Annotated in this window: 26 protein-coding genes; 8 read left to right on the top strand and 18 right to left on the bottom strand. The window is 60.8% G+C overall.

What is annotated here, in order from left to right; all coding sequences use genetic code 11:
• Positions 1-6 precede the first annotated feature (6 nt).
• The 8 genes from ACERZ8_RS11580 (at position 7) to pdeM (ending at position 8,469) form a co-directional block, all read left to right on the top strand.
• Positions 7-975, top strand: coding sequence for a type II secretion system F family protein (locus ACERZ8_RS11580; RefSeq protein WP_407592342.1), 969 nt, complete (start codon positions 7-9; stop codon positions 973-975).
• A gap of 87 nt (positions 976-1,062) precedes the next feature.
• Entirely contained in the window at positions 1,063-1,632 is a 570-nt protein-coding gene (locus ACERZ8_RS11575; protein ID WP_407592341.1) for a tetratricopeptide repeat protein, read from the top strand.
• A gap of 82 nt (positions 1,633-1,714) precedes the next feature.
• Positions 1,715-2,575, top strand: a complete 861-nt coding sequence (locus ACERZ8_RS11570) for a tetratricopeptide repeat protein (protein ID WP_407592340.1) — start codon at positions 1,715-1,717, stop codon at positions 2,573-2,575.
• Positions 2,576-2,579: 4 nt separating this feature from the next.
• Positions 2,580-3,077, top strand: coding sequence for a prepilin peptidase (locus ACERZ8_RS11565; RefSeq protein ID WP_407592339.1), 498 nt, complete (start codon positions 2,580-2,582; stop codon positions 3,075-3,077).
• A 75-nt stretch (positions 3,078-3,152) separates the two neighbouring features.
• Positions 3,153-4,460, top strand: coding sequence for a P-loop NTPase family protein (locus ACERZ8_RS11560; protein ID WP_407592338.1), 1,308 nt, complete (start codon positions 3,153-3,155; stop codon positions 4,458-4,460).
• Positions 4,457-5,245 carry an NAD(P)-dependent oxidoreductase gene (locus ACERZ8_RS11555; protein ID WP_407592337.1) on the top strand — a complete coding sequence of 263 codons (789 nt, stop codon included), beginning with the start codon at positions 4,457-4,459 and terminating at the stop codon, positions 5,243-5,245. Before ACERZ8_RS11560 ends, ACERZ8_RS11555 begins: the two co-directional genes overlap by 4 nt.
• A 61-nt stretch (positions 5,246-5,306) precedes the next feature.
• Positions 5,307-7,745: a ligase-associated DNA damage response DEXH box helicase gene (locus ACERZ8_RS11550; protein WP_407592336.1), complete on the top strand. Its 2,439-nt coding sequence runs from the start codon at positions 5,307-5,309 to the stop codon at positions 7,743-7,745.
• A 61-nt stretch (positions 7,746-7,806) separates the two neighbouring features.
• On the top strand, positions 7,807-8,469 hold the full coding sequence (gene pdeM / locus ACERZ8_RS11545) for a ligase-associated DNA damage response endonuclease PdeM (protein WP_407592335.1): 663 nt from the start codon (positions 7,807-7,809) through the stop codon (positions 8,467-8,469).
• Here the strand turns inward: pdeM and folD are convergent.
• The 18 genes from folD to ACERZ8_RS11455 all read right to left on the bottom strand — a co-directional run bounded on the left by folD (position 8,466) and on the right by ACERZ8_RS11455 (position 24,871).
• Positions 8,466-9,398 carry a bifunctional methylenetetrahydrofolate dehydrogenase/methenyltetrahydrofolate cyclohydrolase FolD gene (gene folD / locus ACERZ8_RS11540; protein WP_407592334.1) on the bottom strand — a complete coding sequence of 311 codons (933 nt, stop codon included), beginning with the start codon at positions 9,396-9,398 and terminating at the stop codon, positions 8,466-8,468. The genes pdeM and folD overlap by 4 nt on opposite strands.
• Before the next feature lie 12 nt (positions 9,399-9,410).
• Entirely contained in the window at positions 9,411-9,884 is a 474-nt protein-coding gene (locus ACERZ8_RS11535; RefSeq protein WP_407592333.1) for a hypothetical protein, read from the bottom strand.
• 135 nt (positions 9,885-10,019) lie between these two features.
• Complete coding sequence (locus ACERZ8_RS11530) at positions 10,020-11,696, bottom strand: formate--tetrahydrofolate ligase (protein ID WP_407592332.1); 1,677 nt, start codon at positions 11,694-11,696, stop codon at positions 10,020-10,022.
• A 139-nt stretch (positions 11,697-11,835) separates the two neighbouring features.
• Positions 11,836-12,549 carry a Crp/Fnr family transcriptional regulator gene (locus tag ACERZ8_RS11525; protein WP_407592331.1) on the bottom strand — a complete coding sequence of 238 codons (714 nt, stop codon included), beginning with the start codon at positions 12,547-12,549 and terminating at the stop codon, positions 11,836-11,838.
• A gap of 137 nt (positions 12,550-12,686) precedes the next feature.
• Entirely contained in the window at positions 12,687-13,286 is a 600-nt protein-coding gene (locus tag ACERZ8_RS11520) for an MOSC domain-containing protein (protein WP_407592330.1), read from the bottom strand.
• A 169-nt stretch (positions 13,287-13,455) separates the two neighbouring features.
• Positions 13,456-15,375, bottom strand: coding sequence for an ATP-dependent zinc metalloprotease FtsH (gene ftsH, locus ACERZ8_RS11515; RefSeq protein WP_407592329.1), 1,920 nt, complete (start codon positions 15,373-15,375; stop codon positions 13,456-13,458).
• A gap of 79 nt (positions 15,376-15,454) precedes the next feature.
• Positions 15,455-16,588: a tRNA lysidine(34) synthetase TilS gene (gene tilS / locus ACERZ8_RS11510; RefSeq protein WP_407592328.1), complete on the bottom strand. Its 1,134-nt coding sequence runs from the start codon at positions 16,586-16,588 to the stop codon at positions 15,455-15,457.
• 117 nt (positions 16,589-16,705) lie between these two features.
• Complete coding sequence (locus tag ACERZ8_RS11505; protein ID WP_407592327.1) at positions 16,706-17,533, bottom strand: tetratricopeptide repeat protein; 828 nt, start codon at positions 17,531-17,533, stop codon at positions 16,706-16,708.
• A gap of 30 nt (positions 17,534-17,563) precedes the next feature.
• Positions 17,564-18,082 (bottom strand): peptidoglycan-associated lipoprotein Pal, encoded by a 519-nt coding sequence (gene pal / locus ACERZ8_RS11500; RefSeq protein ID WP_407592326.1) that lies wholly within the window; start codon positions 18,080-18,082, stop codon positions 17,564-17,566.
• Between the two features lie 102 nt (positions 18,083-18,184).
• Positions 18,185-19,510: a Tol-Pal system beta propeller repeat protein TolB gene (gene tolB / locus ACERZ8_RS11495; RefSeq protein ID WP_407594255.1), complete on the bottom strand. Its 1,326-nt coding sequence runs from the start codon at positions 19,508-19,510 to the stop codon at positions 18,185-18,187.
• Positions 19,510-20,151: a hypothetical protein gene (locus ACERZ8_RS11490; protein ID WP_407592325.1), complete on the bottom strand. Its 642-nt coding sequence runs from the start codon at positions 20,149-20,151 to the stop codon at positions 19,510-19,512. Before ACERZ8_RS11490 ends, tolB begins: the two co-directional genes overlap by 1 nt.
• Positions 20,118-20,612 carry a hypothetical protein gene (locus tag ACERZ8_RS11485; protein ID WP_407592324.1) on the bottom strand — a complete coding sequence of 165 codons (495 nt, stop codon included), beginning with the start codon at positions 20,610-20,612 and terminating at the stop codon, positions 20,118-20,120. Before ACERZ8_RS11485 ends, ACERZ8_RS11490 begins: the two co-directional genes overlap by 34 nt.
• A 3-nt stretch (positions 20,613-20,615) precedes the next feature.
• Positions 20,616-21,086 carry a protein TolR gene (gene tolR / locus ACERZ8_RS11480; protein WP_407592323.1) on the bottom strand — a complete coding sequence of 157 codons (471 nt, stop codon included), beginning with the start codon at positions 21,084-21,086 and terminating at the stop codon, positions 20,616-20,618.
• Positions 21,087-21,089: 3 nt separating this feature from the next.
• The gene (tolQ, locus tag ACERZ8_RS11475; protein ID WP_407592322.1) at positions 21,090-21,785 is read right to left on the bottom strand and encodes a protein TolQ; all 696 of its coding nucleotides are present in this window, start codon (positions 21,783-21,785) and stop codon (positions 21,090-21,092) included.
• A 101-nt stretch (positions 21,786-21,886) separates the two neighbouring features.
• Complete coding sequence (locus tag ACERZ8_RS11470) at positions 21,887-22,279, bottom strand: YbgC/FadM family acyl-CoA thioesterase (protein WP_407592321.1); 393 nt, start codon at positions 22,277-22,279, stop codon at positions 21,887-21,889.
• Between the two features lie 73 nt (positions 22,280-22,352).
• Complete coding sequence (locus tag ACERZ8_RS11465; protein WP_407592320.1) at positions 22,353-23,528, bottom strand: ammonium transporter; 1,176 nt, start codon at positions 23,526-23,528, stop codon at positions 22,353-22,355.
• Positions 23,529-23,774: 246 nt separating this feature from the next.
• Positions 23,775-24,212 carry a c-type cytochrome gene (locus ACERZ8_RS11460; RefSeq protein ID WP_407592319.1) on the bottom strand — a complete coding sequence of 146 codons (438 nt, stop codon included), beginning with the start codon at positions 24,210-24,212 and terminating at the stop codon, positions 23,775-23,777.
• A 35-nt stretch (positions 24,213-24,247) separates the two neighbouring features.
• Positions 24,248-24,871 carry a hypothetical protein gene (locus tag ACERZ8_RS11455; protein ID WP_407592318.1) on the bottom strand — a complete coding sequence of 208 codons (624 nt, stop codon included), beginning with the start codon at positions 24,869-24,871 and terminating at the stop codon, positions 24,248-24,250.
• Positions 24,872-24,880 lie beyond the last annotated feature (9 nt).

The following is a 24,880-nucleotide window of genomic DNA, read 5'->3' as shown; positions in this document are numbered from 1 at the left end:
CCGATTATGGACGCCCTGTTACAGCCAATGACCGATGTGCTCGGTCCCCTCGGCCCTATCATCATCGTCGGTGTGCTGGGTTTCATGATGATCGTTCTGGTCATCGTCATGATGATGCGCCAGCCCGAAGATCCGCTGGCCAAACTCAAGAAAAACAGCCACGCCAAACAGGCTGGTTCGCAAAAAGAACGCTTGCGCCAGGGTGCGCGCAACGAACAGCTTGAACGGTTTTCGAAGTTCCTTGAACCCGAGGACGTGGCCGAGTTGTCCAAGCGTCAGTTGATGCTGCGCCAGGCGGGCTATCAGTCCCGCGACTCGGTGCGCATGTTCCACGCGGCCCAGTTCATTCTGGGTGTCCTTGGCCTGATTGCCGGTGTGATCTACACCAACTTTGTGGTGGGCACCGACAACATGACCACGCAAAAGATCGTTATGTGGACGGTCGGCCCAGGCGGCGTCGGTTATTACCTGCCGCAATACTGGATCACCCGCCGCGTCGAGGCGCGCAAGGAACAGATCACCCAAGGCTTCCCCGACGCGCTCGACATGATGCTTGTCTGTGTTGAGGCCGGTCAGTCTCTGGATCAGGCGATCACACGGATTGCGGGCGAATTGCGGGCCTCCTTCCCGGCTCTGGCGGACGAATTTCAGGTCGTCAGCTATGAAATGAAAGCTGGTAAGGACAAGGTCACTGTTCTCAATGACATGGGCGAGCGCTGCGGCGTGCAGGACGTCGCCTCGTTCGTGACCGTTCTGGTTCAATCAGCCAGCTTTGGTACATCGATTGCGGATGCCTTGCGCGTCTTTGCCTCGGAAATGCGTGACAAGCGCGTGATGCGCGCCGAAGAGGCGGCCAACAAGCTGCCCACCAAGATGACGCTGGCCACGATGATGCTGACGGTTCCGCCGTTGCTGATCATCCTCGTGGGTCCGTCCGTGCACGGCATCACGCAGCTGGGCAATATGGGGAACTAGCCAGAGCCGAAAATCATGCTAAAAGACATGCACCGCGCGGGGTTTCCCTGGCGCGGTGCAGCTTAATAAAAAGGTCGCAAAGGCCATATGATGCCAGGCATTCGGGCGCTGCCCGCCCTTTCCTTCCTGATCCTTGCGGCGGCCTGTTCGACGGGCGGCATCGATGTTTCCCAAACCGGCCCGTTCGCACCTGGCATCGACCGGTCTGCCGAAGCGGTCGGCGGGGTCGAAGTTGGTCACCGCCTGATCGCCGCCGGAGAGTTCGAACTGGCCATTCGCGCCTTTAACCGTGCCGCACTGGATCGCGGAGGGTTCGACGGTGAAATCCTGTCTGGCCTTGGCACCGCCAACCTTGGCCTCGGGCGGCTTGGGCAGGCCGAAACTCTGCTGCGGCGCGCCACAACCGAATTTGATCCGGTGCCCGAAGACCTCAACAACCTTGGCGTTGTGCTGATGGAACGCGGTGAAACCTTTGAGGCCGTGCAGGTGCTGCGCCGCGCCTTTGCCCTTGATGACGGAGAAAGCACACTTATCCGGGATAATTTGCGCGTGGCACTCGCAAAAACTGAAAATCCTGATAGTCTGGATGAGAACGAGAGCCAGTACAAACTGGTCCGACGCGGCAGCAGTGACTTTCTTATTCGAACTGCGAGCTGAATTTGAGGTGCGCCGAAGGGCGTGATGGGATGCGACCGGGCAACAAAAGCACGGCGTGAACGAGCAGGAAAGGGACGCAAACATGCGCCACCCCGTAGTTTTGGCCGTCTCTCTGGCAGGGGCAATGGCCTTGTCGGCATGTGAACAGAAATCAGCGGATCAGACCGTCGAACGTGCGTTTCAGGACGTTAACGTGATCGACGAAAGCGATCTGAACGATGTGATGCTGACCGTCGCCGACCCGAATGAGGCGGTGACCTATTTCAAACGCACTGCCGCCGACAATCCCGACCGGATCGAAGTCCAGCGTGGCCTTGCCACCAGCCTTGTGCGCGCCAAGCGCTATTCCGAAGCCGCACCAGCCTACGCCAAGGTCCTCAAACTTGAAGGCGCAACCAACGACGACCGCGTCGACTATGCCGACGCCCTGCTGCGTTCGGGGGACTGGGCGCGCGCCGAACAGGAACTGGACAAGGTCCCCCCCACCTTCGAGACGTTCAAACGCTACCGCCTTGAGGCCTTGATTGCCGACAGCAACAAGGAATGGAAAAAGGCCGACAGCTTTTACGAAACGGCGGTGGGCCTGACAACACGGCCCTCGGGTGTGCTGAACAACTGGGGCTATTCCAAACTGACACGCGGCGATTTCGGCGATGCAGAGCGTTTATTCGGCGATGCCATCCGCCAGGATCCGAACCTGTTCACTGCCAAGAACAACCTGATCCTCGCACGTGGCGCGCAGCGCAACTATGCCCTGCCCGTCATTCCGATGGACCAGATCGAGCGCGCCCAACTGTTGCACACGCTGGGTCTGACGGCGGTCAAACAAGGCGACGTACAGACCGGCAAGTCACTGTTGCGCGACGCCATCGACACGCATCCACAGCATTTCGAGGCCGCGGTACGATCCCTGCGCGCGCTCGAAAACAACGCCAACGGGTGATCTGATGGCCCTGTCTGCGCAGGTGGCATGGTGGTTCCTGCCATTTCTGGTGCCGCTGTGCCTTTACGTGGCCTACACGGACCTCGCACGCATGCGCATCACCAACCCCACCGTGCTGACAATGGCGGCGGTGTTCGTGGTCGTCGGTTTCTTTCTCTATCCGTTTGACGGCTACCTGTGGCAGCTGGCGCAGTTGGGAATCGTTCTGGTGGTGTGCATGATCCTGAATGCGGCTGGTGCGATGGGGGCCGGGGATGCAAAATTCCTTGCTGCAGCAGCGCCTTACGTCGCCCTGGGCGATGTCCGCCTGCTGATGGCGCTGTTTGCCGCCGTCTTGCTGGCCGCCTACGCTGCACACCGCATCGCGCGTGCCACACCCTTGCGCAACATGGCCCCCACCTGGGACAGTTGGAGCACCAAGGGGCGCAAATTCCCCATGGGATTTGCGCTGGGGCCAACGCTTGCGATCTATCTGGCACTGGCGGCCGTGCACGGGTCTTGACGGGTTTCAGCCATAATTTCGTCTGAAACCTGCGCTAGGGTCGCGCAAAGCAATGAAATCCACAGGCCATATCCGATGAACATGCAAGTCTCCGACGTGATCGCCCCACCCGCCCCTAAGCGGCTGCAGGAGATGAAACTGCCCGTGGTCATGATGCGGGATATCCTGCTGAAAACGATGTTCCGCAAAAACCTCGACATGGTGTCTGACCTGTCGCCGGCCCTGTGCCTGCCCATTCCGGTGGTGCAGGAACTGATCGATATGTGCCGCGACCAACGCCTGATGGAAGCGACGGGGACGCTCAACGCCAACAATGGCAATGAAATGGGCTATCAGCTCACCGATCAGGGCAAGGCGCGCGCGCTTGATGCCCTGTCGCAATCCGAATATTTCGGCGCCATGCCTGTGCCGCTGGACGTTTACCGCGAACAGGTCAAACGCCAATCCATTCGCAACATCATGGTCACCCGCACGCAGCTGACAGGCGCAATGGGCCACCTGGTGCTGCCCCCTGACCTTCTGGACCAGCTTGGACCCGCCGTGTCTGCCGGTCGTTCGATCCTGATGTACGGCCCTCCCGGCAACGGTAAATCCTCGATCTCCAACGGCATCCGCGACGCCCTTGGCGATCAGGTCTATGTGCCGCGCGCCATCGAATATGCAGGTCAGGTGATCACGGTCTATGACCCGATCGTGCACGTGCTGTCCCAGGATGCAGAGGATGATCCCAACGCCCTGCGCCGCCGCACGCCTTATGACAAGCGCTATGTGAAATGCGAACGCCCCACCGTGGTCACGGGCGGTGAACTCAGCCTGTCAATGCTCGATCTGGTCTACAACCCGACCGCGCGCACCTATCAGGCCCCGCTGCAGCTGAAATCGACCGGCGGCATCTTTATCGTGGACGACCTTGGCCGTCAGGCCGAAAGCCCGCAGGCGCTGGTCAACCGCTGGATCGTTCCGCTTGAAGAATCCAAGGACATCCTTGCCCTGCAATCGGGCGAGAAATTTGAAGTGCCGTTCGACACGCTGGTTGTCTTTTCGACCAACTTCCACCCCAATGAAATCTTTGACCAGGCCGCCCTGCGCCGGATCTTTTTCAAGATCAAGATCGCTGGACCAAGTCAGGCAAACTTCCTGAAAATCTTTGCCATGGTGGCCAAGAAAAAGGGGATGGCCCTAAATGAGGAGGCGCTGGTCTATCTGCTCAAGCAGAAATACCCGACCATCGACAATATTTATGCCAACTATCAGCCGAACTTCCTGATCGACCAGATGGTCGCCACCTGCAATTTCGAAGGCATCCCCAAGCAGATGACGCCCGAGCTGATCGACCGCGCCTGGGCCAACATGTTCGTCAAGGACGAACATATCGTCAAATGATTGGTGTTGCAGGCTGTGGCCGCATGGGCGGCCCGATGCTGGACGCATTGCGCGATGGCGGCACACAAGCCACCGGGTTCGACGTGGTGGACAAAGGTGTCGGTCATATAACAACCAACGTCATGGGTTTTGCGCCGCGCCTTGACACCCTGTTCAGCGTGGTGCGCGATGCCGCGCAAACCGACGCGCTGTTGTTCGATGCACAGAACCTCATCACGACGGCACCCGGTCTGACCCGCATCTTCATCTGTTCGACCCTGTCACCGCGCTATGTGCGCGACCTGCGCGCCCGTATCCCCGATCACATCGCCCTGATCGACGCGCCCATGTCCGGCGCGCAGATCGCCGCGCGGGATCGCACGCTCAGCTTCATGCTGGGCGGTGCACAAGCTGACATCGATGACGCCATTCCGCTGCTGGCGCTCATGGGCAAACATTTTCACCATATGGGCCCTTTTGGGTCGGGCATGCAGGCCAAGGTGCTCAACAATTTGCTCGCCGCCTCGCACACGGCGATGACGCGGCTGGTGCTGGACTGGGCGGACGCCGCCGGGCTTGAAACCGATCGCTTGCTGGCGCTGATCGAAACGTCGTCCGGGCAAAACTGGCTGGCCTCGGGGTTTGAGACTATCGAGTTTGCCAAACACGGCCACGCCCCCGACAACTCCATCGGCATTCTGGTCAAGGACGTGGCCGCAGCACTGGACGCCGCACCTGACGGGGCGGACCTCAGCCTGCCGCAAAGCGTTCAGAAATCGATCCTTGCTCTTACCCCGCGCGCCTGATGCCGTGAACGAGTGAGAGTGAGGGCTGGCACTCGACCTGCGGCCTGCTACATTCCCCGCAATGGCGATGCTCCCCCAACACTTTACGGATTGGTTCACTTCAAAAGGCTGGGCCATACACCCGCACCAGCAGACCATGCTGGAGCGCGCGGATGAACCTGCACTGCTGCTGATCGCGCCCACGGGCGGGGGCAAAACGCTGGCCGGGTTTCTGCCGTCGCTTGCGGATCTCAGTGACGGCGGTCACGAGGGTTTGCACACGCTTTATATCTCACCACTCAAAGCGCTGGCGAGCGACATCAAACGGAACCTGCGCACCCCTGTGGACGAAATGGGTTTGCCCATCCGCATTGAGGACCGGACCGGCGACACCCCTGCCAGCCGCAAAAAGCGACAACGCGCCGACCCGCCTCACATCCTGCTGACAACGCCCGAAAGCCTTGCGCTGCTGACCAGTTACGAGGATGCGCCGCGCATGTTCGCGGGCCTCAAACGCGTCATCGTGGATGAGATTCACAGCCTTGCCGAAAGCAAACGGGGCGATCAGATGTTTCTGGCCCTGTCGCGACTGCAGGCCCTCTGCCCTGACCTCAAACGCGTCGGCCTGTCAGCCACCGTCGAAGACCCCCACGCGATCGCGCATCTGCTTGCCAAGAACCCCGACCCATGCGCCATCATCAATGCCGACCCCGGCCCCGCCCCCGACATCCAGATGCTGGTCACGGACGAGGCACCGCCGTGGTCCGGGGCGGGCGCAAAATACGCGATCCCAGCCGTTCTTGAGCAAGTAAAGGCCCATAAAACCACACTTATTTTCCACAACACCCGCGCGCAGGCCGAACTGTACTTTCACAACATCTGGCTTGCCAATGACGAGGGCCTGCCCATCGGCATTCACCATGGCAGCCTTGATCGCCAACAGCGCGAAAAGGTGGAACAGGCCATGGTCGAGGGGCAACTCAAGGCCATTGTGTGCACCGGAACGCTTGATCTGGGCATCGATTGGGGCGATGTGGACCTGATCATCCAGATCGGCGCGCCCAAAAACGTCAAGCGGCTTGTGCAGCGGATCGGGCGGGCCAACCACCGCTACAACGCGCCGTCCAAGGCGTTGCTTGTGCCTGCCAACCGGTTCGAAGTCGTCGAATGCGTGGCCGCATTGGAAGCCGTGAAAGAAAGTGCGTTGGACGGTGATCCACGCGGCCCGGGTCCGCGCGATGTGCTGTGCCAGCACATCCTGATTGTCGCCGCTGCGGGGCCGTTCGATGCAGAGGCGCTTTACGATGAAGTGATCACGGCCGGGGCCTATAGCGCTCTGACAAGGGAAGAATTCGACGCCTGCCTCGATTTCTGCGCCACGGGCGGCTATGCCCTGCGCGCCTATGATCAATGGAAACGGCTGCAACACCGCCCCGACGGTTTGTGGCAATTGCGCGATCCACGCAGCGCCCAGCGGATCCGGATGAACATTGGCACGATTCAGGACACCGACACGCTCAAGGTCCGCTTCAAGGGGCGCGGCGGCAAGCCGTTGGGCGAGATCGAAGAAGGCTTTGCCGCCTCCCTGACACCGGGCGATACATTCCTGATCGGCGGGCAGATTGTGCGGTATGACAGCTTGCGCGAAATGACTGTGCAGGTCACACGGGACGCGGCAAAAAAGCCCAAGATCGCGACCTTTCTGGGCACCAAGTTCGCCACGTCAACGCAACTGTCCCACCGCATTATCGAGATGTTTCAGCGCGAAAGCTGGCCCGATTTGCCAAAGCACACAAGCAACTGGCTGACGCTGCAACGTAAGGTGTCACGCCTGCCCGAACCGGGGCGCCTGCTGATCGAAAGCTTTCCCCATGATGGGCGCGTGCATACGGCCGTCTATGGCTTTGCGGGGCGCAACGCCATGCAAACACTCGGACTTTTGCTGTCCAAACGGATGGAGGAAACGGGCCTCAACCCGCTGGGATTCCTTGCCACGGATTACGCCACTTTGATCTGGGGGCTTGATCCGGTGCGCGACCCCGCACCGCTGTTCGAGATTGAGGCACTGCGTGACGGTCTTGATCGTTGGCTGGCCGGGAACGCGGTGATGAAGCGCACCTTTCGCGCCTCGGCCACCATTGCTGGACTGATCGAACGCAACCTGCCCTCGAACCGCAAGACCGGGCGACAGGCGACGTTCAGCTCGGACATCCTGTATGACACGCTGACCAAATATGACCCTGACCACCTGATGCTGGACATCACGCGGCAGGAGGCGATGCGCGGCCTTGTCGATTTTGGCCGTATCGAAGAGATGGCTGCGCGGATCGGTGACCGCATCGATCTGGTCGAACATGACCGGATCACACCGCTCGCCGCGCCCTTGATGCTTGAAGTGGGCCGAGTTCCGATCAAAGGGCTCGCCGAAGAAAAACTGCTTGCCGAAGAAGCCGAACGACTGATGGCCACGGCGGGTCTGACGCCGGAGCCATCAAAACGCGAATGGCGTGTGCCGTTCTGATAAACGCGCATGACGCGTTTTGGACTGGTCAAAATGCGGTGCCGAACGGTAAGAACAAATTATGAACTTCGTCGAACTGACCCTCTCGGGCGCGCGCCTGCATGCCCTCGGCTCTGGCGGGCTGTTTTGGCCCGATCAGGCGCTGCTCTGTGTGTCCGATCTGCATCTTGGGAAATCCGAACGGATCCTGCGCCGGGGTGGCAGCCCGCTGCCCCCCTACGAAACCCGGGACACGCTGACCCGGCTGGCAAGCGATCTGGAGGCGACGGATGCGCGCACCGTTGTCTGCCTCGGCGACAGTTTTGATGATCTGGCGGCCGCGCGGGCATTGCCAGAGGACGAACGGCTGTGGATCACGCGCCTGCAAGCGGGGCGTCGCTGGATCTGGATCGAGGGCAACCATGATCCGGGGCCTATCGAGTTTGGCGGTGCGCATCTGGGCGAACTCTCCCTTGGCCCGCTAACCTTTCGGCATATCGCCGTGCGCGGTAAAACCGGAGAGATTTCAGGCCATTACCACCCAAAGGCGACCGTTCCTACGCGCGGGCGCGCGATCACGCGACCCGCGTTCCTGATCGACAGCGACCGGATGATCATGCCCGCCTATGGCACCTATACCGGCGGTTTGCGCAGCCATGACACGGTACTCACCACCCTGATGCGGACGGATGCGAGCGCCGTTTTGACCGGGCCAAGCCCGGTGCGCGTGCCGATGCCGCGTTAGGCCGTCAACCCTTCGGGTTCTTGCAGTCCATTTGCGCGGCAACAGGCGGTGACGGTATTGGCAAGCAGGCAGGCAATGGTCATCGGCCCCACACCACCCGGCACGGGCGTGATCGCCCCCGCAACCTCGGCGCAGCTGTCAAAGTCGCAATCGCCGACCAGCCGTGTCTTGCCCTCACCCTTTTCGGGCGCGTCGATCCGGTTGATGCCGACATCGATCACAGTGGCCCCGGGCTTGATCCAGTCGCCTGTCACCATTTCAGAGCGGCCCACGGCGGCCACGACGATGTCGGCGCGGCGGGTGACGTCCTGAATGTCCTTCGTGCGGCTGTGTGCGATGGTCACGGTACAGCTGTCGCCCAAAAGCAGTTGCGCCATCGGCTTGCCGACGATGTTCGAACGGCCCACGACCACCGCATTCAATCCCGACAAAGACCCATGGTGATCCCTCAGCATCATCAGGCATCCCAGCGGCGTGCAGGGCACCATCGACTTTTGACCCGTACCCAACAATCCGACATTCGAGATGTGAAACCCATCCACATCCTTGGCCGGGTCGATGGAGTTGATCACGAGGTCTTCGTTCAGGTGTTTAGGCAGCGGCAGTTGGACCAGAATGCCGTGAATGGCGGGATCGGCATTCAAATCAGCGATCAGCGCCAGCAAGTCGGCCTCAGACGTGTCGACATCCAGCTTGTGCTCGATGCTGTTCATGCCGACCTCGACGGTCATCTTGCCTTTTGAGCGGACGTAGACCTGGCTTGCCGGGTCCTCGCCGACCAGCACAACTGCAAGGCCCGGCGTGATGCCGTGGTCATCCTTCAGCCGCGTGACGTGATCCGCCACTTTTGACCGCACTGTCGCAGCAAAGGCCTTGCCGTCGATGATCGTCGCGCCTTTGCGCGCGTCCGCTGATGTCACTGCACTCATGCGCGTCCCTTTCTATTCTTGTGTCAGATTGACCTGATGCGCCCACGTCTCGCCATCACTGATCACCAGCGTGTCGAAGTCCATGAGTTGCAGAAGGTCGTAGAATGTCGCCACCGTCTCAAGGTTCTGCTGGCGGAAAAATTCGTTGTTGCGCATGTTCGATGTCATCTGCGCCAGCACGGCGCGCGCACGATAGATTGTTGAAAACACGTCATCATCCAGCGCAATCACGTGGAGATGCTTGGCATCCGAACCCTTGGCAAAGAACACGAAACGTGGACTCTCAGGCGCAGACAACTGCGCTGCCGTCAGGTTGGTGACAAAGCCGACGCGCACGTCTTTGCCGGACGGCGGGGCCTCGCGAATGACACGCGTGAAATCCTCGCTGGAGGTGATTTCGGGGTAGTAATAGCCCTCGTAACGTTCCTGCGCGCCCACCATCGTTGCGGCCATTGTGGCAAGAATTGCAGCTGTCGTTCGGATCATCATCGGTCTTTCCTCCGGTTGTTTGACACACAGGCTGATGCCTGCAGGCCACCGGGTCAATCGCTGTGCGGCCCTGTCCCGCAACCGTGACAGGGCCGTAATGGTGTAAGGCGGGGTTTCACCCCGCCACCGGTGTCAGAACAGCCCTTCGATCTGGCCATCTTCGTTGAGGTGAATGCTTTCTGCAGACGGCACGCGGGGCAGGCCCGGCATGGTCATGATCTCTCCGCACACCGCCACGACAAACCCGGCACCTGCTGACAAACGCACTTCGCGCACCGGCACGTTGAACCCGGTGGGGGCCCCGCGCAATGTCGGATCGGTCGAGAACGAATACTGCGTTTTTGCCATGCAGACCGGCAGCGATCCGTATCCCTGATCTTCCCACAATTTGAGCTGATCAAGGATTTTCTGATCCATCACGGCCCCGTCGGCGCGGTAGATTTTCTTGGCGATGGTCTGGATCTTGTCGGCCAGCGACATCTCGTCCGGGTAGATCGGCGCGAAATCAGCAGTACCGGCATCGGCCAGTTCGGCAACCTTGGTGGCCAGATCGGCAGACCCTTCCGAGCCAAGTTCCCAATGGCGGCTCAGCACCGCTTCGGCCCCCTGTTCGGCCACGAAATCCTTGACCGCCTGCACTTCGGCGTCCGTGTCGGTGACGAAGTGGTTGATCGCGACGACCACCGGCACGCCAAAGGATTTGAGGTTTTCGATGTGACGCCCAAGGTTGGGGCAGCCCGCCTTGACCGCATCCACATTCTCGGTGCCCAGATCGGCCTTGGCCACGCCGCCGTTCATTTTCATCGCGCGTACCGTGGCGACGCAGACCACAACCGATGGCGAGATGCCCGCCTTGCGGCACTTGATGTTCATGAACTTCTCGGCACCCAAATCCGCTCCAAATCCGGCTTCGGTCACCACGTAGTCGGTGAGTTTCAGCGCCGTGGTCGTCGCGATAACCGAGTTGCAGCCATGCGCGATGTTGGCAAACGGGCCGCCATGCACAAAGGCGGGGTTGTTTTCCAGCGTCTGCACAATGTTGGGCTGCATGGCGTCCTTGAGCAGAACGGTCATGGCCCCATCCGCCTTGATGTCGCGGCAGAAAACTGGGCTGCGATCCCGGCGGTAGGCGACGATCATATCGCCCAGACGGTTCTGCAGGTCCTTGAGGTCCTTGGCCAGACACAGGATCGCCATGACTTCGGAGGCCACGGTGATGTCAAAGCCCGCCTCGCGCGGAAAGCCGTTGGCGACACCACCCAAAGACGCCGTGATCTGGCGCAGGGCGCGGTCGTTCATGTCGACCACACGGCGCCACACGACGCGGCGCAGGTCGATGTCCAACTCGTTGCCCCAGTAGATGTGGTTGTCGATCATCGCGCTCAGCAGCGAGTGGGCAGAAGTGATCGCGTGGAAATCCCCGGTGAAGTGCAGGTTCATCTCTTCCATGGGAACGATCTGCGCATAACCCCCACCGGCGGCCCCGCCCTTCATGCCAAAATTGGGACCCAGTGACGCCTCGCGGATACAGACCATCGCCTTTTTGCCGATGCGGTTCAGACCATCGCCCAGACCCACGGTGGTTGTGGTCTTGCCTTCGCCTGCGGGCGTAGGGTTGATCGCGGTCACAAGGATCAGCTTGCCGTCGGGGCGACCCTGAACCGAGTTGATAAACGACTGGCTGACCTTTGCCTTGTCGTGGCCATAGGGCAGCAGGTCAGCGCTTTGAATGCCAATCTTGGCCCCGATCTCCTGGATCGGCTTCTTTTGCGCCTCACGCGCAATTTCGATGTCGGATTTGTAGGCCATGATGTTCCTCGGCAAGTCAGAAGGGCACGTGTGTCGTGGACTGCATACAGGCGCATGCCTAGGGTCCATGCGTGCGATTCCGACATTTCAGCGCGGTTGAGCGGCCACGATGGGCGCTATCGTTTCGTTTCGGAAACGATCAGTCCCGGGCGGGAACGGCCTCGCGTGCCTTCATCGTCCTTTCCAGAACGGTATTGGTGGCCATCAGCTTGCTGCGGATGTTGCCCGAAAAGGCCAGATCAAGGTGCGGGGCGATGTCCGGATTGCGACGCACAAGACGTCTGAGGGCCTCGGATGGTGCGCTGAAATAGCGGGTCGGCTGGTTCAGCCGCACGGACGCGCTGGCGGGGCCGCTGGACATGCAGGCCATTTCGCCAATGAATTGCCCAGGTCCGACCTGCGCGATGATCTGCCCGCCCACGTCGATGTCCACGCCACCGCTGGCCAGATAGGACAGTGCGTCGACCGGGGCACCCTGCTCAGTCAGCGCATCCCCGACGTCACCGTCATACCATGCCCCTGCATCCATCAGCTTTTTCGCCTCGATTGCGCGCAGCGCCGGGAAATGGCTTGCCAGCAGCGTCTTTTCCTCGTCGCTGAAACGCAGCATGTTGGTCAGCACCCAGACCCGCGCGATCCCCATGATGGACAGGGTGATCCAACTGATCTGAATGATGGCCGAAAACAGGTTCCAATTGCGAAAGAGCGACACCAGAACGAGGCCCGCCGCCAACATGTTGAGGGCGGCATAGGTGTAGCTGTTGCCCTTCAGCACGCCAAGTTGCAGCAGCCCGTAGGAACCCAAATAAAAGAAGACGCCACCGTATCCGGCGATCTGGTAGTAATCTAGCACCGTGTCCGTTGTCCTGCCCCCGACCCTCGCGGGCAAGCCTGCACGAGGTCGGTGCCTCAAATCAAGCGTGGCGACGCAGGCATTCGCAGTGGCTGGGTATCTGTGCAGTTTGAAGCATCACAGTACACACCCGCGCGTCAGGTGGCACGCGCGTCTGACAGATGCTCCCATACGGGTTGGTCTGGCACATGCAGAACCAGAGTATCGCCTATGGCCAAGCGTCCGCCAAATTCCATCCACGCCGTCACCCCGCGTCGCCCCTTTGCCGCTGGTTTGAACCGTTTGCCAAAGCCTTCCGCCTCTTTCTCGATCTCGCGGCCCGGATAGATGCAGGGGCGGTTTTCCATATCGATGGTGATGCCTGCGCCAGACGGGGCCATCAGCCGTGAGGACGGGGGAACATGCGAAAAATCCGGGATGCCTTCGATCACCATCGATGCCCCGATCCATGCGGGGTCGATGTGGTCCATCTCCATCGCGGCTGCGATATCGGCCAATTCCTCTGCACTGATGATGGACAACTGCCGCACATTTCGGATTTCGGTGCCGCGTTCGTATTGGGTGGACACGCGGCTGCATGCCGGGCGTGTCGCACCGCCATGGGTTTCGCCGGGAAATCCGTCGAGTGTCGCATCGACTGTTTCCAACGGGGACGAGCGCAATGTGCCGCCCTTTTCGGTGACGCGTCCCAGCCATGTGATGCGGGCAGAGTAGGATGTTGGTTTCAGGGCTGGCATGGCGACTCTCCGGGTGTTTCGCGCGACCCTAACGTGATGCGTTTGACGAGTACAAATCAGAAAATGTGCGCGCGGGTGCAGGATCTGTGATGCGCCTGTTAATAGCTCGACATTTTACGAAAAAGGCCCGCCAAAGCGGACCTTTCAATGTCGTTGCCGTCACCCGGTGTCAGGCGCTTGGTTCTGGTTCCATGCCGCCGTCGCCCGAGGGGTCAGACTTTTTCTTGGCTTTCGGGATCGCGGTGAGGCTTGGTTTTTCTTCCTCAACCTTCGATCCGCCATCCTCATCGTCGGGCGCGTGGGGCGGTTCGCCGCGCATCACTCGCTCGATCTCTTCACCGGTGAGGGTTTCGTATTCCAGCAGCCCCTGTGCCAGTCGCTCGAACTCTTCCTCGTTCTCGGAAATGATCTTGAGCGCCCAGTCATAGCCGTCCTGAATGAACTTCTGGACTTCCTGTTCGACTGTCTCTTTGGTGTTGGCGGATACGGAGAATCCGGCAGTGTTGCCCTGATAGCCCTGGGCCGCCTCGGAGTAGTCGATGTTGCCGACCTTGTCCGACATGCCCCACTGCAGCACCATCGCGCGGGCCAGACCACTGGCTTGCTGGATGTCGCCTGCGGGTCCGTTGGACACTGAGTCCGGCCCATATTTGTGGATTTCTGCCGCTTTGCCCGCCATGGTCATGGCAAGCCGCTGGTGGCATTCGTCCTTGAACATGTTCAGACGGTCCATTTCCGGCAGGCTCATCACCATGCCCAACGCACCGCCACGCGGAATGATCGTCGCCTTGTAGACCGGGTCGCATTTGGGCAGCTTCATACCGACCAGCGCGTGTCCGGCCTCGTGATAGGCAGTCATTTCCTTTTGCGCGGCCGTCATCACCATGGAGCGGCGTTCGGGGCCCATCATGACCTTGTCCTTGGCGGACTCAAAGTCGATCATCGTGACAAACCGGCGTCCCACGCGGGCCGCCATCAGGGCCGCCTCGTTCACAAGGTTGGCCAGATCCGCACCCGAGAACCCGGGTGTACCACGCGCGATGATGCGCAAATCGACATCAGGGCCAAGCGGGGTCTTGCGCGCGTGCACGGCCAAAATCTTCTCACGGCCCTTAATGTCTGGGTTGCCCACTGTGACCTGGCGGTCAAAACGGCCGGGGCGCAGCAACGCTGGGTCCAGCACGTCTTTGCGGTTGGTGGCGGCGATGATGATCACGCCTTCATTCGCCTCAAACCCGTCCATTTCGACCAGCAACTGGTTCAGCGTCTGTTCACGCTCATCGTTGCCGCCGCCATAACCGGCACCCCGGTGGCGACCCACGGCGTCGATTTCGTCGATGAACACGATGCAGGGCGCGTTTTTCTTGGCCTGCTCGAACATGTCGCGCACACGGGACGCACCCACACCCACGAACATCTCGACAAAATCAGAGCCCGAGATAGTGAAGAACGGCACACCCGCCTCGCCAGCAATGGCGCGCGCAAGCAGCGTTTTACCGGTGCCGGGAGGGCCAACAAGCAAGGCACCTTTGGGAATTTTGCCGCCAAGGCGCGAGAATTTCTGCGGGTTGCGCAGGAATTCCACGATCTCTTCCAGCTCTTCCTTGGCCTCGTCGATGCCTGCGACATCGTCAAAGGTCACGCGCCCATGCTTTTCGGTCAGCATCTTGGCCTTGGATTTGCCAAAGCCCATGGCTCCGCCTTTACCACCGCCCTGCATCCGGTTCATGAAATACACCCAGACACCGATCAGCAGCAGGAATGGCAGCAGCGACACCAGGAACGTCTGGAACCCAGACTGCTGCTGTTGTTCTGCGCGCACAGGGATATCGTTCTCGATCAAAAGGTCTGTGACCTCGGCATCCTCGGGCTTGATCGTCACGAAATCCTCGGTTCCGCGCCGGAACCGAACCTGTTCGCCGTCCAGAGTCACATTGCTGACAGAGCCGTCTTCGACCGCATCCACAAACTCGGAATAGCTGATTTCGCGGCTTTGAAGTGTGTTGCCCGACCCGCCGAACAGATTGAACAACGCCAAGATCAGCAAAAACAGAACCACCCAGAAGGCGATATTACGTGCGTTTCCCAAGGAAAATCTCCTGATACATCTGGCCGTATGGATGTCCCCTTACGGCGTTGTTCTTAAGATAGAGAGGATATCGCGAGGTTCAATGCGATAATAGTGCGGCGAAAAAGGCATCCTGTCCGCCATCGAGCTCCGCAACCCATTCCGGATCATGGCGCACGACAGGTGCGGCGATCATGCGATCATCATACCACACCGACGGTGTGACGGCGAGGGCAGCGCGCGGCAGGCCCAGCGCGCGCCAGTCTGCAATCTCTGCAAGCGGCTCCAGACCAAGGGCGCGCACTTCGATATCGGGGTCATCTTCGGGGCCCGTAACAAGCCACCGGTCATCCCACATATCGCCAACTTCGCAGGTGACGTCCTGCAACATGTTGAGTTCGCGAAACACCCAGATCACATCGTTTTCGACGGTGATCTGACAGCCCTCAAGGGTTGCACCGCGCATCGCGCGGACTGCGCGCAACACCTGTGCAACGGCGTCCCGGCGTGGGGGATAGGGACTTTGCGCGATCCACGTGATTGCATGGACCATCAGGCGGCGCGCGATCTCTTCGGGCAACATGCGAAACTTGCGCAAATCAATCGCGACAGTTCCATAGATCAACGAGGCCGCGTCCTGCGCTGCCAGAAAAGTCTGCCAATCCAGTGCCTCGCGGGCACGGGACATGTTCTGGGCGACATCGGCCAGCGTTTCCGTCTGCACGCCAAGACTGCCCAGCACCGTCAGCGCGTCGCGCACGCGGATGCGTTCGAAATCCCGGTTTTCGTTGCTGGGGTCTTCGCACCAGTCAAGGCGCGCAGCACGCAGGTAGGTGCGCAACGCAGATCGTTCGACCCGCAAGAAAGGGCGCACCCACGTGATACCGTGTTGCAACCGGCGCGGGGACATCGCGCTCAGGCCATCAACCCCTGCCCCGCGCGCAAGCCGCATCAGAAAGGTTTCCGCCTGATCATCCGCCGTGTGACCCAGGGCGACATGGGTGATCTGGTTGCCATAGGCCCAGTCGGCCATCAGCCCGTATCGCGCATCACGGGCCGCGGCCTGCAGGTTCCCCTCACCGCTCCAACCGGTCCAGAATTCGACGTGATGCGGCAATTCCCAGCGGGCACACAAATCGGTGACCAGCGCGATCTCATGTTTGGTTTCGGGACGAAGGCCGTGATCAACGGTGATTACGTGCAGTTCAATGTCGTTGGACTTAGTGAATTCCACGAGGGCGGCAAGCAACGCAACCGAGATCCCCGCCCCCGGACACAGCCACCCCAAGCCGTTCGGGCAACTGGCCTGACAGCAGCTCTTCGATGGCTGCGAGGAGGGGGCAAGCATGGGTCAGGAACAGCCAAGGTTGCGCATGGCCGCCTCTGCGTCTGTGACGGCGGCTGCACCGGGAAACCTGACGCCGACTTCGCCAAGTGTCACGCAGGCCTCTGACGATTGTCCCAGACGGCCCAGCGCGTTGCCAAGACGATAAAGTGCCTCGGCGGCCAGTGGTCCCTGCTGGTCCAGCGTGAAGGCCGACAGATACGCGCGCGCGCCCTCGCGCACGTCGCCCAGACCTTCGAGTGCTTCGCCACGGCGCAGCGTCGCTTCTATTGCGAGGGGTCCACCCGGATAGGTCTGATTAAAGGCCTCAAACTGGTCAGCGGCGGCGCGAAAGTCACGGGCGGCAAGCGCCTCCTGCGCCCGCTCAAAATCCGCCTGCTCGTTCGCGGCCAGTTGTGTTGCGGGCTGCGTTGTCGGTGCAGGCGCGACGGCTGGCACACCGGGGGCCGCACCGCCGCCCAAAGTTGGCGTGTCGCCAAGCGCCGAGATGTCACAGCCGCTTTCCAACTCACAAAGCCGGAATTCCAGATCGCCGATGCGGTTGGTTCCGTCCTCGATCACACGACCGATGCGGAATTCCAGCTCTTCACTCTTGCCAGTGAGGCGTTGCAACTCGCTTTCAATGGCTGCGATGCGATCAAATGTGTCGCCTGTGCCCACGCTGGTGCCGGTGCCTCCGGTGGTGGACAATTCGCGCTTGAGCCGCTGCACTTCGACGTAAAGAACCGTCAGTTCCTGACGAATATCGGCAAGCGTGGCGGGATCCTGCGCCAAAGCGGTGCGCGGGGCAGCCACCCCGAAAGCCAGAACCAGAATTGCAATCAAACGCACCATCGCTTGCCCCTTTGTCACGTTCAAACGCGCCTAGCTGCTCAGACCGCCAGCCAGCACAGTCACCGCACGGCGGTTCTTGGCATAGCAGGCCTCTTCGCTGCAAATCTCGATCGGGCGTTCCTTGCCATAGCTGACCACCTGAAGGCGGCTGGCCTGCACGCCCTGCGCCACAAGATAGGCGCGCGCTGCATCTGCACGGCGTGCCCCGAGGGCGAGGTTATATTCCCGCGTGCCCTGCTCATCTGCGTGGCCTTCAATCACGGCCGTGAAGTCTGCGTTTTGCAACAGCCACACTGCCTGCCCGTCAAGAGTCGCACGCCCCTCGGGCGACAGCGAGGATTGATCAACGGCAAAAAGCACACGATCCCCGATGGCCTGCTGGAAGTATGCGGGCGAGGACGGATCAGAGGCACTGCCTGCAATCGCACCATTGGCACCATTGGCAAATGGATCAGTGCCTGTTTCACCTCCGCCAAAGCGGTCGGGGTTCGTACAGGCCGCCACGCTCAGGGCGGCACATATCATCAACAGGGATGTTTTCAGTTTCATCGGCTCGGGCCTCTCTTGGGTTTGTTCGCCAAATTTCTTGGTCGTTATGTTCAGTCTTACCACGAACTGCGCGGCATGAAAATGCAGGGTTCGGTTTGCGACCTAAGGTTGCAGCGGCCCCCATGACGGGTCAGAGCCGCCTTCGGGTGTGCGCACCGGGCGCAGATTGCGGCCCGTGATGTCCACCGAATAGAGCGTGGAGCGTCCGTCCGCCCCTTGGGTTTCGCGGGCAAACATGATGACCCGCCCATTTGGGGCCCATGTTGGCCCTTCATCAAGGAAAGAGGCGGTCAGCAGCCGCTCTTCGCTGCCATCGGTGCGCATGACACCAATATGAAAGCGGCCCTTGGATTGTTTGGTGAAGGCAATCAAGTCTCCGCGTGGCGACCAGACCGGCGTGCCATAGCGCCCCTCGCCAAAGGAAATGCGCGTGGCCTCGCCCCCGCCTGCGTTCATCACATACAGTTGCTGGGTGCCTGACCGGTCACTTTCAAACACGATCCGTGCACCATCAGGGCTGAAGCTGGGGGCGGTTTCGATGGCGGGCGTGTTGGTCAGCCGGTTGGTGACACCCGAATTGATGTTCATCGAATAGATGTCGGTGTTGCTGCCCTGGCTGATCGAATAGACGACCGTTTGCCCATCAGGGGCAAAGCGCGGCGCAAAGCTCATCGTGCCAACCTGGCTTTCCAGCACCCGACGCTGGACTGAGCCCACATCAAGAACGAAGATGCGGGGGAAACCGGTCTCGTAACTGGTATAAAGCACCCGGTCGCCGGTCTTGGAAAAGCGCGGGGCAAGCACGATGTCTTCGCTGCCCGTCAGGTACTGCACGTTGGCCCCGTCATAATCCATCACAGCAAGGCGCTTGCGGCGGTTGTCCTTGGGACCTGTTTCGCTGACATAGACAACCCGGCTGTCGAAATAGCCACCCTCTCCGGTGATCCGGCTGTAAACAACGTCGGCCACCTTGTGCGCGATGCGCCGCCAGCCATCGACGGTGCCTGCAAATTGCAGACCATCGCCCAGTTCGGCCCCAGAGAACACGTCATAGAGACGGAATTTCACGTTGATCTGGTTGCCATTCACGCTGACGGCCCCGGTGACGAGGGCCTGTGCGTTGATCGCCTTCCAGTCGGCATATTGTACCGGCGCACCAAAGTCGGCGACCTGACTGATGAAGGCGCTGCTGGGCAATTCACGGAACAGGCCGGTGCCCGTGAGGTCAGCGGCGATGACGCGGGCCAGTTGCGCGCCCATTTCGGCACTGCCTGCGGTTTCGGCCACAAGGTCAGGGACGGCGATGGGCAGGGGTTCGATCACGCCTTCGGTGATTTCGATCCTCAGCGGGCCACCCTGGGCGTGCGCCAGAATGGGGGCAAGCGTGATCGCACCAAGGGCGAACAGTGTGCACAGCAATCGATACATCATTTGATACGCATCCTTTCGGGATTGAACGTCATCTCGATTTCTTTCCATTGGCCGTATTTGTCGGCCGGCAATCCATAGCCATCACGCGTGCAGCGTATAATCGCGCGGCGTGCGGCCTCAAAGGCCTGATTTGCAGCCGCCGCTGACCCACCGGAATGCGAGGCGAGGCGGATGGAACTGTTCACCGGCTTGCCGTCCTGCGTCATGTCGACGGTCACGACAACTGTGGTGCCCAACGCCTCGGTCGAGAGTGACCCAACATTCCAGCAGCTTGAGACGGCAACGCGCAGCGCGTCCTTTTCACCAGCCGTCAGGGGCGGGCCTTGGGGAACGTCCTCTTCCCCGCCGCCCAGCGCCTGACGCAGTGCGTCGTTCACCGCGTCATCGGTTGGGGCGGGTGCAGGGGTCGGGGTTTCGGCTGCGGGCGCAGGCGTTTCGGGCTGGGCCGTGCGCACGGGCGCGCTGGGGCGCGTCGACGGCGGGCGCGGCGATGTTGTGGGGGCGTTTGATGGCTCTTCGGCTTCGGTCACAATCTCTGTCGCGGCCTCTTCGGGCGCAGTGGCCTCTTGTTCTTCCGCCGGAGTGTCTGCGCCGTCGTCTTCGGTCACCGCCTCTTGTTCGATCTCATCCGGGGCCACGTCTTCGGGGGTGGGGCGACGGCCTCGGGCGCGATACGTTCAGACGGACGCGGGATCGGGCGTGGTGCAACCTCTGGCACGAGAACGGCCTGTTCCTGCGGTTGTGGTTGCTCGGGCGAGACGTCAGCGATCTCGGGCTCGGGCTGGGGTGCTGGCGGTTCGGGCACGACTTCGGGATCAGGAACGACAGTCGGCTCCGGGGGCTGAGTGGCGATGGCATCATCGGGTTCCGAGGTCTCGACAGGATCAGGCACCACTTCGGGTGCCTCGGGCAAGGCGACCTCGGTTGCGCTGTCAGGCTGCGGGCCTGATGCCAAGAGCGCCTCGAACGCATCGGTCGAGATCACCGACACCTCGGTCACCTCGAACGGCAGCGGTTCAGACTGGAACGTGCCACCAAACAGCACCCAGCAGATCAGGCCTGCATGACCGATCCCCGATATGACCTGCCCGGTGTTCATCGCCTATTGGCCTTCGCCGTCCAGGGCGGGGCCACCGATATCCGTCACAAGGCCGATATTGGCAAAGCCGCCCGCATTGAGCGCGCCCATCACTTCCATCACCTGCGCATAGGGCACAGCGCCATCCGCACGCAGGAACACGCGGTCACTGTCACGCTCGGCGGCAATGGCGCGCAGACGCTGGACCAGCGCGTTGCGCTCCACCTCGGTGGTCTGGATCTGGACGGAGCCATCGGCTGTGACGGTCACGGTCAAAGGCTCTTCCTGATCTGCGGGCAAGGCACCTGCAGCCGTCTTTGGCAACTCGACTGGCACGCCGACAGTCAGCAAGGGGGCCGCGACCATGAAGATGATCAACAGCACCAGCATGACATCCACAAACGGGGTGACGTTGATTTCAGACATCGGGCGCGAACGGCCGCCGCGTCTGCGCCGCCCTGATCCGCCGTCCTTTTGTATGGTCCCCGCGCCCATGGTTCAGCCGTCCAACTGGCGGCTTAGGATGGTCGCGAACTCGTCTGCGAAGGCCTCGTAGCCTGCCACGATGCGGTCGCTGTCCGCACTCAGCTTGTTGTAAAAGATCACCGCCGGGATGGCGGCCAGCAGTCCGAGGCCCGTGGCCAGCAGCGCCTCGGCAATGCCGGGGGCCACGACGGCGAGGTTGGTGTTCTGCTGTTCGGCAATTTCGATGAACGCGTTCATGATACCCACAACCGTGCCAAAAAGCCCGATGAAGGGCGCGGACGAGCCCACCGTGGCCAGCACAGTCAGGCCCGATTGCAGCTTTTCGGATTGCTTGGCGATGGCGACATCCATCGAGCGGTCGATGCGGGAGGTCGCCCCGGCAATCAGCCCGCCATCGTCGCGATGCGAACGCTGCCATTCTGTCATGCCACTGGCAAACACCTGTTCGGCAGCCCCGTCCGGGTCTGGCCCGATCTGATCGAACAACCCGTCCAAAGGCTCGCCCGACCAGAACGCACGGTCAAACCGGGCCGCTTCGGCGCGGGCGCGGCGATACAGGATCAGTTTCTGAATGATGATGCCCCACGCCCAGAACGAGGCAACGATCAGCATGATCATCACCAGTTTCACGGTTATCGTGGCGCGTAGGAATAGCCCCCACATCGAGAAATCGACCTCGTGCGCGAGGGCAAGGGTTTCTGCTTCCATCTGCCTGCTCTTTTTTTGGTAGGCCGTGGTTTCGACCCTTATTGGGCGGGAATATACGGCAGGCAAAAGGGGAAAGCTATCACTTCGGCGTCAGAACCGCCTTATTTCTTGAGAGTTGCGCGGATTTCCGCGGGAAGTCGGACAGGTTTTCCACCCGTTGTCATGGTCACGGCCACAACGTGCGCGCGAAAGATCACAGCACCATCCCGTTGCACTTCCTGATCAAAGGTCCAGCGCACCGGGCTGGCCGCCTGATGGGTTGTCACAACTTCGAGCCGATCCCCCATCCGGGCGGCGCTGACATAGTCGGCCTCGACCCGGCTGACGACAAACACAATCCCTTGGGCGCGCATCGCATTCTGATCGAGGCCCATCTGTTCCACGATTTCCGACCGCGCCCGTTCGATATAGCGCAGATAGTTGGCGTAATAGACGACGCCTGCCATGTCGGTGTCTTCATAATAGACGGTCAGTGGGAAACGGTGCGGGGTCATGTCGGTCCTTGGCAGCGGGGCTTTTTCCCCGGCGCTGCGGGTGACTCAGCGCCGGGTGGGTCCATCCTAGCATCTAGCTCAGATCATAGGCCCGTTGTTCATGCACTGCGACATCAAGGCCCTGTTCCTCAGCCTCTTTTTCGACGCGCAATCCTGTCACGCCTTTGCAGAAGAACACCAGAACAAGCGTGACGGCCGCCGTATACCCGCCCACAATCAGGATGCTGCCGATTTGCGCAGGCCATGTCGCGACGCCAAGTGCGGCCATCATCATCGTACCGTAAACGCCGCCCGCACCATGCACTGCAAAGACATCAAGGGAGTCGTCAACCTTCAGTCGGTTGCGCAGGAAATACACCGTTTCCTGGCACATGATCCCCGCGACAATGCCGATCACGATCGAATAAGCCGGGCCAACGAAGCCTGACGCGGGTGTGACCGCCGCAAGGCCGGAAATCGTTCCGGTGACCATGCCGACCAGTGTCGCTTTGCCCGTTTTCACATATTCCCACACCAACCACGTCACAGACGCCGTTGCCCCGGCCAGCAATGTCACCGTCAGCGCCATCCCGGCCCGCACATCCGCCGCGAGGCTGGAGCCGCCGTTGAAGCCAAGCCAGCCGACCCAGAGCATTGCGGCGCCCACCATCACCATGCCCGGTTGGTGCGGCGCGTAATCGCGGTTCAGCCGCGGCCCCAGCACCAGTGCGATTATGAGTGCCGACACACCCGCCGCCTCGTGCACAACCAGCCCGCCTGCAAAGTCACGCACGCCGTTTTCGCCGAATATGCCGCCATCTGACAGGAACCCGCCGCCCCAGACCCAATGGGCAATGGGCGCATAGACAAGCAGCATCCAGAGGCAGGAAAACAGCAGAACAAAGCCGAACTTGGTGCGCTCCGCAAAGACCCCCAGCACCAGCACCGGGGTGATGATCGCGAATGTCATCTGAAAGCTGAAAAAGACGATCTCGGGCAGGGTCCCGACCAGACTGTCCTGCGTCACACCTGATAGGAAGACTTTGCCCAAGCCGCCCCAATATGGGCTCGCATCCCCGTAAGCGATGGAATAGCCCGCGATGAACCAAAGGATCGCCATCAGGCATGCCACCGCATAGCCTTGGGTAAAGACGCTGATCGCATTGCGCGCCCGCACCATGCCCCCGTAAAACAGCAGCAACCCCGGCAGCGACATGAAGAAGACCAATGCGGTTGTGACCAGTATCCAGACAGTATCTGCTTGATTCATAATTATCCCCCGAAAACTACATATTGCGCGCTAGACGACCCGAACCACTATAGGAGGTGCATTTGCGCTGAGTCTATCGGTCAACCGGACAAGACTGTGGGCAAGTCTGTGAGTAAGTCGAAGAATCCGCACGTCGGTCGCACCGGGCGGATCAGCATTCCCGCAAGGCGCGAAACTTGGTGCGGACGAATCGTTTGCAGCTGTCTTCACCGCCGGCGTTTGGACTGCCTGTTTTGCGGCATTATCTCAGTCGCGATAGACCGAATGGCAGGCCTTACAGGACGCCCCCAGCGGCTTCATTGCGGCCTTTACGTCATCAAGGCTGTTCAGTGTGTTTGCCAGATCGTTTGCGAGAGTTTCGAGATCCCGTGCCTTGGCCGAGAAGTCGTCAAACTCTGTCCAGATCACCTCGCGCGCTTCGGATTTCGGATCCGTTTCAGGCGCCGTGAACAAAGCCACGGACTCTGCCGAGTGACGCGCTATCGCGCGCGCTGCGTTCTGGGCGGTGGCCGCATCAAACGCGATCTGCCCTTTGGCCATCGTGCCCAGCATTTTCACGTTGTCGGAAATCTGCTTCATCCCGTGCATTCGGGCCATGACGGCAGGGTTCTTGACCCCTTGATGGGCCAGGGCGGTTGTCGCACACAGCGCAAGCGCGAGCAGCATGACCAATCCGTTTTTCATAGTGTGTGTTCCTCAGTCTGTGCGGCCAGCCCGGTTCAGGCCATGGGCGCGATACGTGCGGCCAGACGCAAGGCATGGCTGGCGTCATGTGCCGCCCCCGGCATCACCGGATCGTAGGCTGCGCGGATCAGGGCCGCAATATCCGGGCGCAAAATCGTCGTCTCGCCTGCCACGGCAAGAGGCGAGCGGTCACGAAAGGCCAGATCCGACCAGAGCAGAATCGATTGCACAACCTGACTGAGGGCGAGGGTTTCTGCAGGCACATTGGACAGATGTGCATCCATGCGCAGGAAGACAAAGCACGCCTTGATCGCCGCCGCCTCGTCAAAGCGGAACGTACGGTACTGGTTGGCGTCGACCTTTTGCAATCGATCGACCAGCTGGGCGAGGTCCGGCACGAGCCGGTCCATGTCCGGCACGTCAAGCAGTTCGGACCACTCCGTCAGAAAGAACCAGATAAAGTTCGTGCCCAGCTCAGGGTCCGTCTCGGCAACAGAGATGTTTGCCAATTGACTGACGGCCTCGATCGCACCTTTGATCACGCTCAGAGTGTCGTCTTCGACCCCGAACACAACCGGCGCAAGCGGTCGGCCCCAACGCGCAAACACATAGTCGCCGCTGTCACGGGTGAACAGCGCCTCAACCTCGTCAGCAGTCATGCACAGTGT

It is taken from the genome of Tateyamaria armeniaca, assembly GCF_045797845.1.
In the GTDB taxonomy this organism is placed as follows: Bacteria; Pseudomonadota; Alphaproteobacteria; order Rhodobacterales; family Rhodobacteraceae; genus Tateyamaria; species Tateyamaria armeniaca.
This window is presented reverse-complemented; position numbering and strand designations above follow the sequence as displayed.

Bases quoted from the DNA above. Each gene is read 5' to 3' on its own strand.
- ACERZ8_RS11580 (WP_407592342.1), top strand. From the start codon at position 7: ATGGACGCCCTGTTACAGCCAATGACCGATGTGCTCGGTCCCCTCGGC.
- ACERZ8_RS11575 (WP_407592341.1), top strand. From the start codon at position 1,063: ATGATGCCAGGCATTCGGGCGCTGCCCGCCCTTTCCTTCCTGATCCTT.
- ACERZ8_RS11570 (WP_407592340.1), top strand. From the start codon at position 1,715: ATGCGCCACCCCGTAGTTTTGGCCGTCTCTCTGGCAGGGGCAATGGCC.
- ACERZ8_RS11565 (WP_407592339.1), top strand. From the start codon at position 2,580: ATGGCCCTGTCTGCGCAGGTGGCATGGTGGTTCCTGCCATTTCTGGTG.
- ACERZ8_RS11560 (WP_407592338.1), top strand. From the start codon at position 3,153: ATGAACATGCAAGTCTCCGACGTGATCGCCCCACCCGCCCCTAAGCGG.
- ACERZ8_RS11555 (WP_407592337.1), top strand. From the start codon at position 4,457: ATGATTGGTGTTGCAGGCTGTGGCCGCATGGGCGGCCCGATGCTGGAC.
- ACERZ8_RS11550 (WP_407592336.1), top strand. From the start codon at position 5,307: ATGGCGATGCTCCCCCAACACTTTACGGATTGGTTCACTTCAAAAGGC.
- pdeM (WP_407592335.1), top strand. From the start codon at position 7,807: ATGAACTTCGTCGAACTGACCCTCTCGGGCGCGCGCCTGCATGCCCTC.
- folD (WP_407592334.1), bottom strand. From the start codon at position 9,398: ATGAGTGCAGTGACATCAGCGGACGCGCGCAAAGGCGCGACGATCATC.
- ACERZ8_RS11535 (WP_407592333.1), bottom strand. From the start codon at position 9,884: ATGATCCGAACGACAGCTGCAATTCTTGCCACAATGGCCGCAACGATG.
- ACERZ8_RS11530 (WP_407592332.1), bottom strand. From the start codon at position 11,696: ATGGCCTACAAATCCGACATCGAAATTGCGCGTGAGGCGCAAAAGAAG.
- ACERZ8_RS11520 (WP_407592330.1), bottom strand. From the start codon at position 13,286: ATGCCAGCCCTGAAACCAACATCCTACTCTGCCCGCATCACATGGCTG.
- ACERZ8_RS11505 (WP_407592327.1), bottom strand. From the start codon at position 17,533: ATGGTGCGTTTGATTGCAATTCTGGTTCTGGCTTTCGGGGTGGCTGCC.
- pal (WP_407592326.1), bottom strand. From the start codon at position 18,082: ATGAAACTGAAAACATCCCTGTTGATGATATGTGCCGCCCTGAGCGTG.
- tolB (WP_407594255.1), bottom strand. From the start codon at position 19,510: ATGTATCGATTGCTGTGCACACTGTTCGCCCTTGGTGCGATCACGCTT.
- ACERZ8_RS11485 (WP_407592324.1), bottom strand. From the start codon at position 20,612: ATGAACACCGGGCAGGTCATATCGGGGATCGGTCATGCAGGCCTGATC.
- tolR (WP_407592323.1), bottom strand. From the start codon at position 21,086: ATGGGCGCGGGGACCATACAAAAGGACGGCGGATCAGGGCGGCGCAGA.
- tolQ (WP_407592322.1), bottom strand. From the start codon at position 21,785: ATGGAAGCAGAAACCCTTGCCCTCGCGCACGAGGTCGATTTCTCGATG.
- ACERZ8_RS11470 (WP_407592321.1), bottom strand. From the start codon at position 22,279: ATGACCCCGCACCGTTTCCCACTGACCGTCTATTATGAAGACACCGAC.
- ACERZ8_RS11465 (WP_407592320.1), bottom strand. From the start codon at position 23,528: ATGAATCAAGCAGATACTGTCTGGATACTGGTCACAACCGCATTGGTC.
- ACERZ8_RS11460 (WP_407592319.1), bottom strand. From the start codon at position 24,212: ATGAAAAACGGATTGGTCATGCTGCTCGCGCTTGCGCTGTGTGCGACA.
- ACERZ8_RS11455 (WP_407592318.1), bottom strand. From the start codon at position 24,871: ATGACTGCTGACGAGGTTGAGGCGCTGTTCACCCGTGACAGCGGCGAC.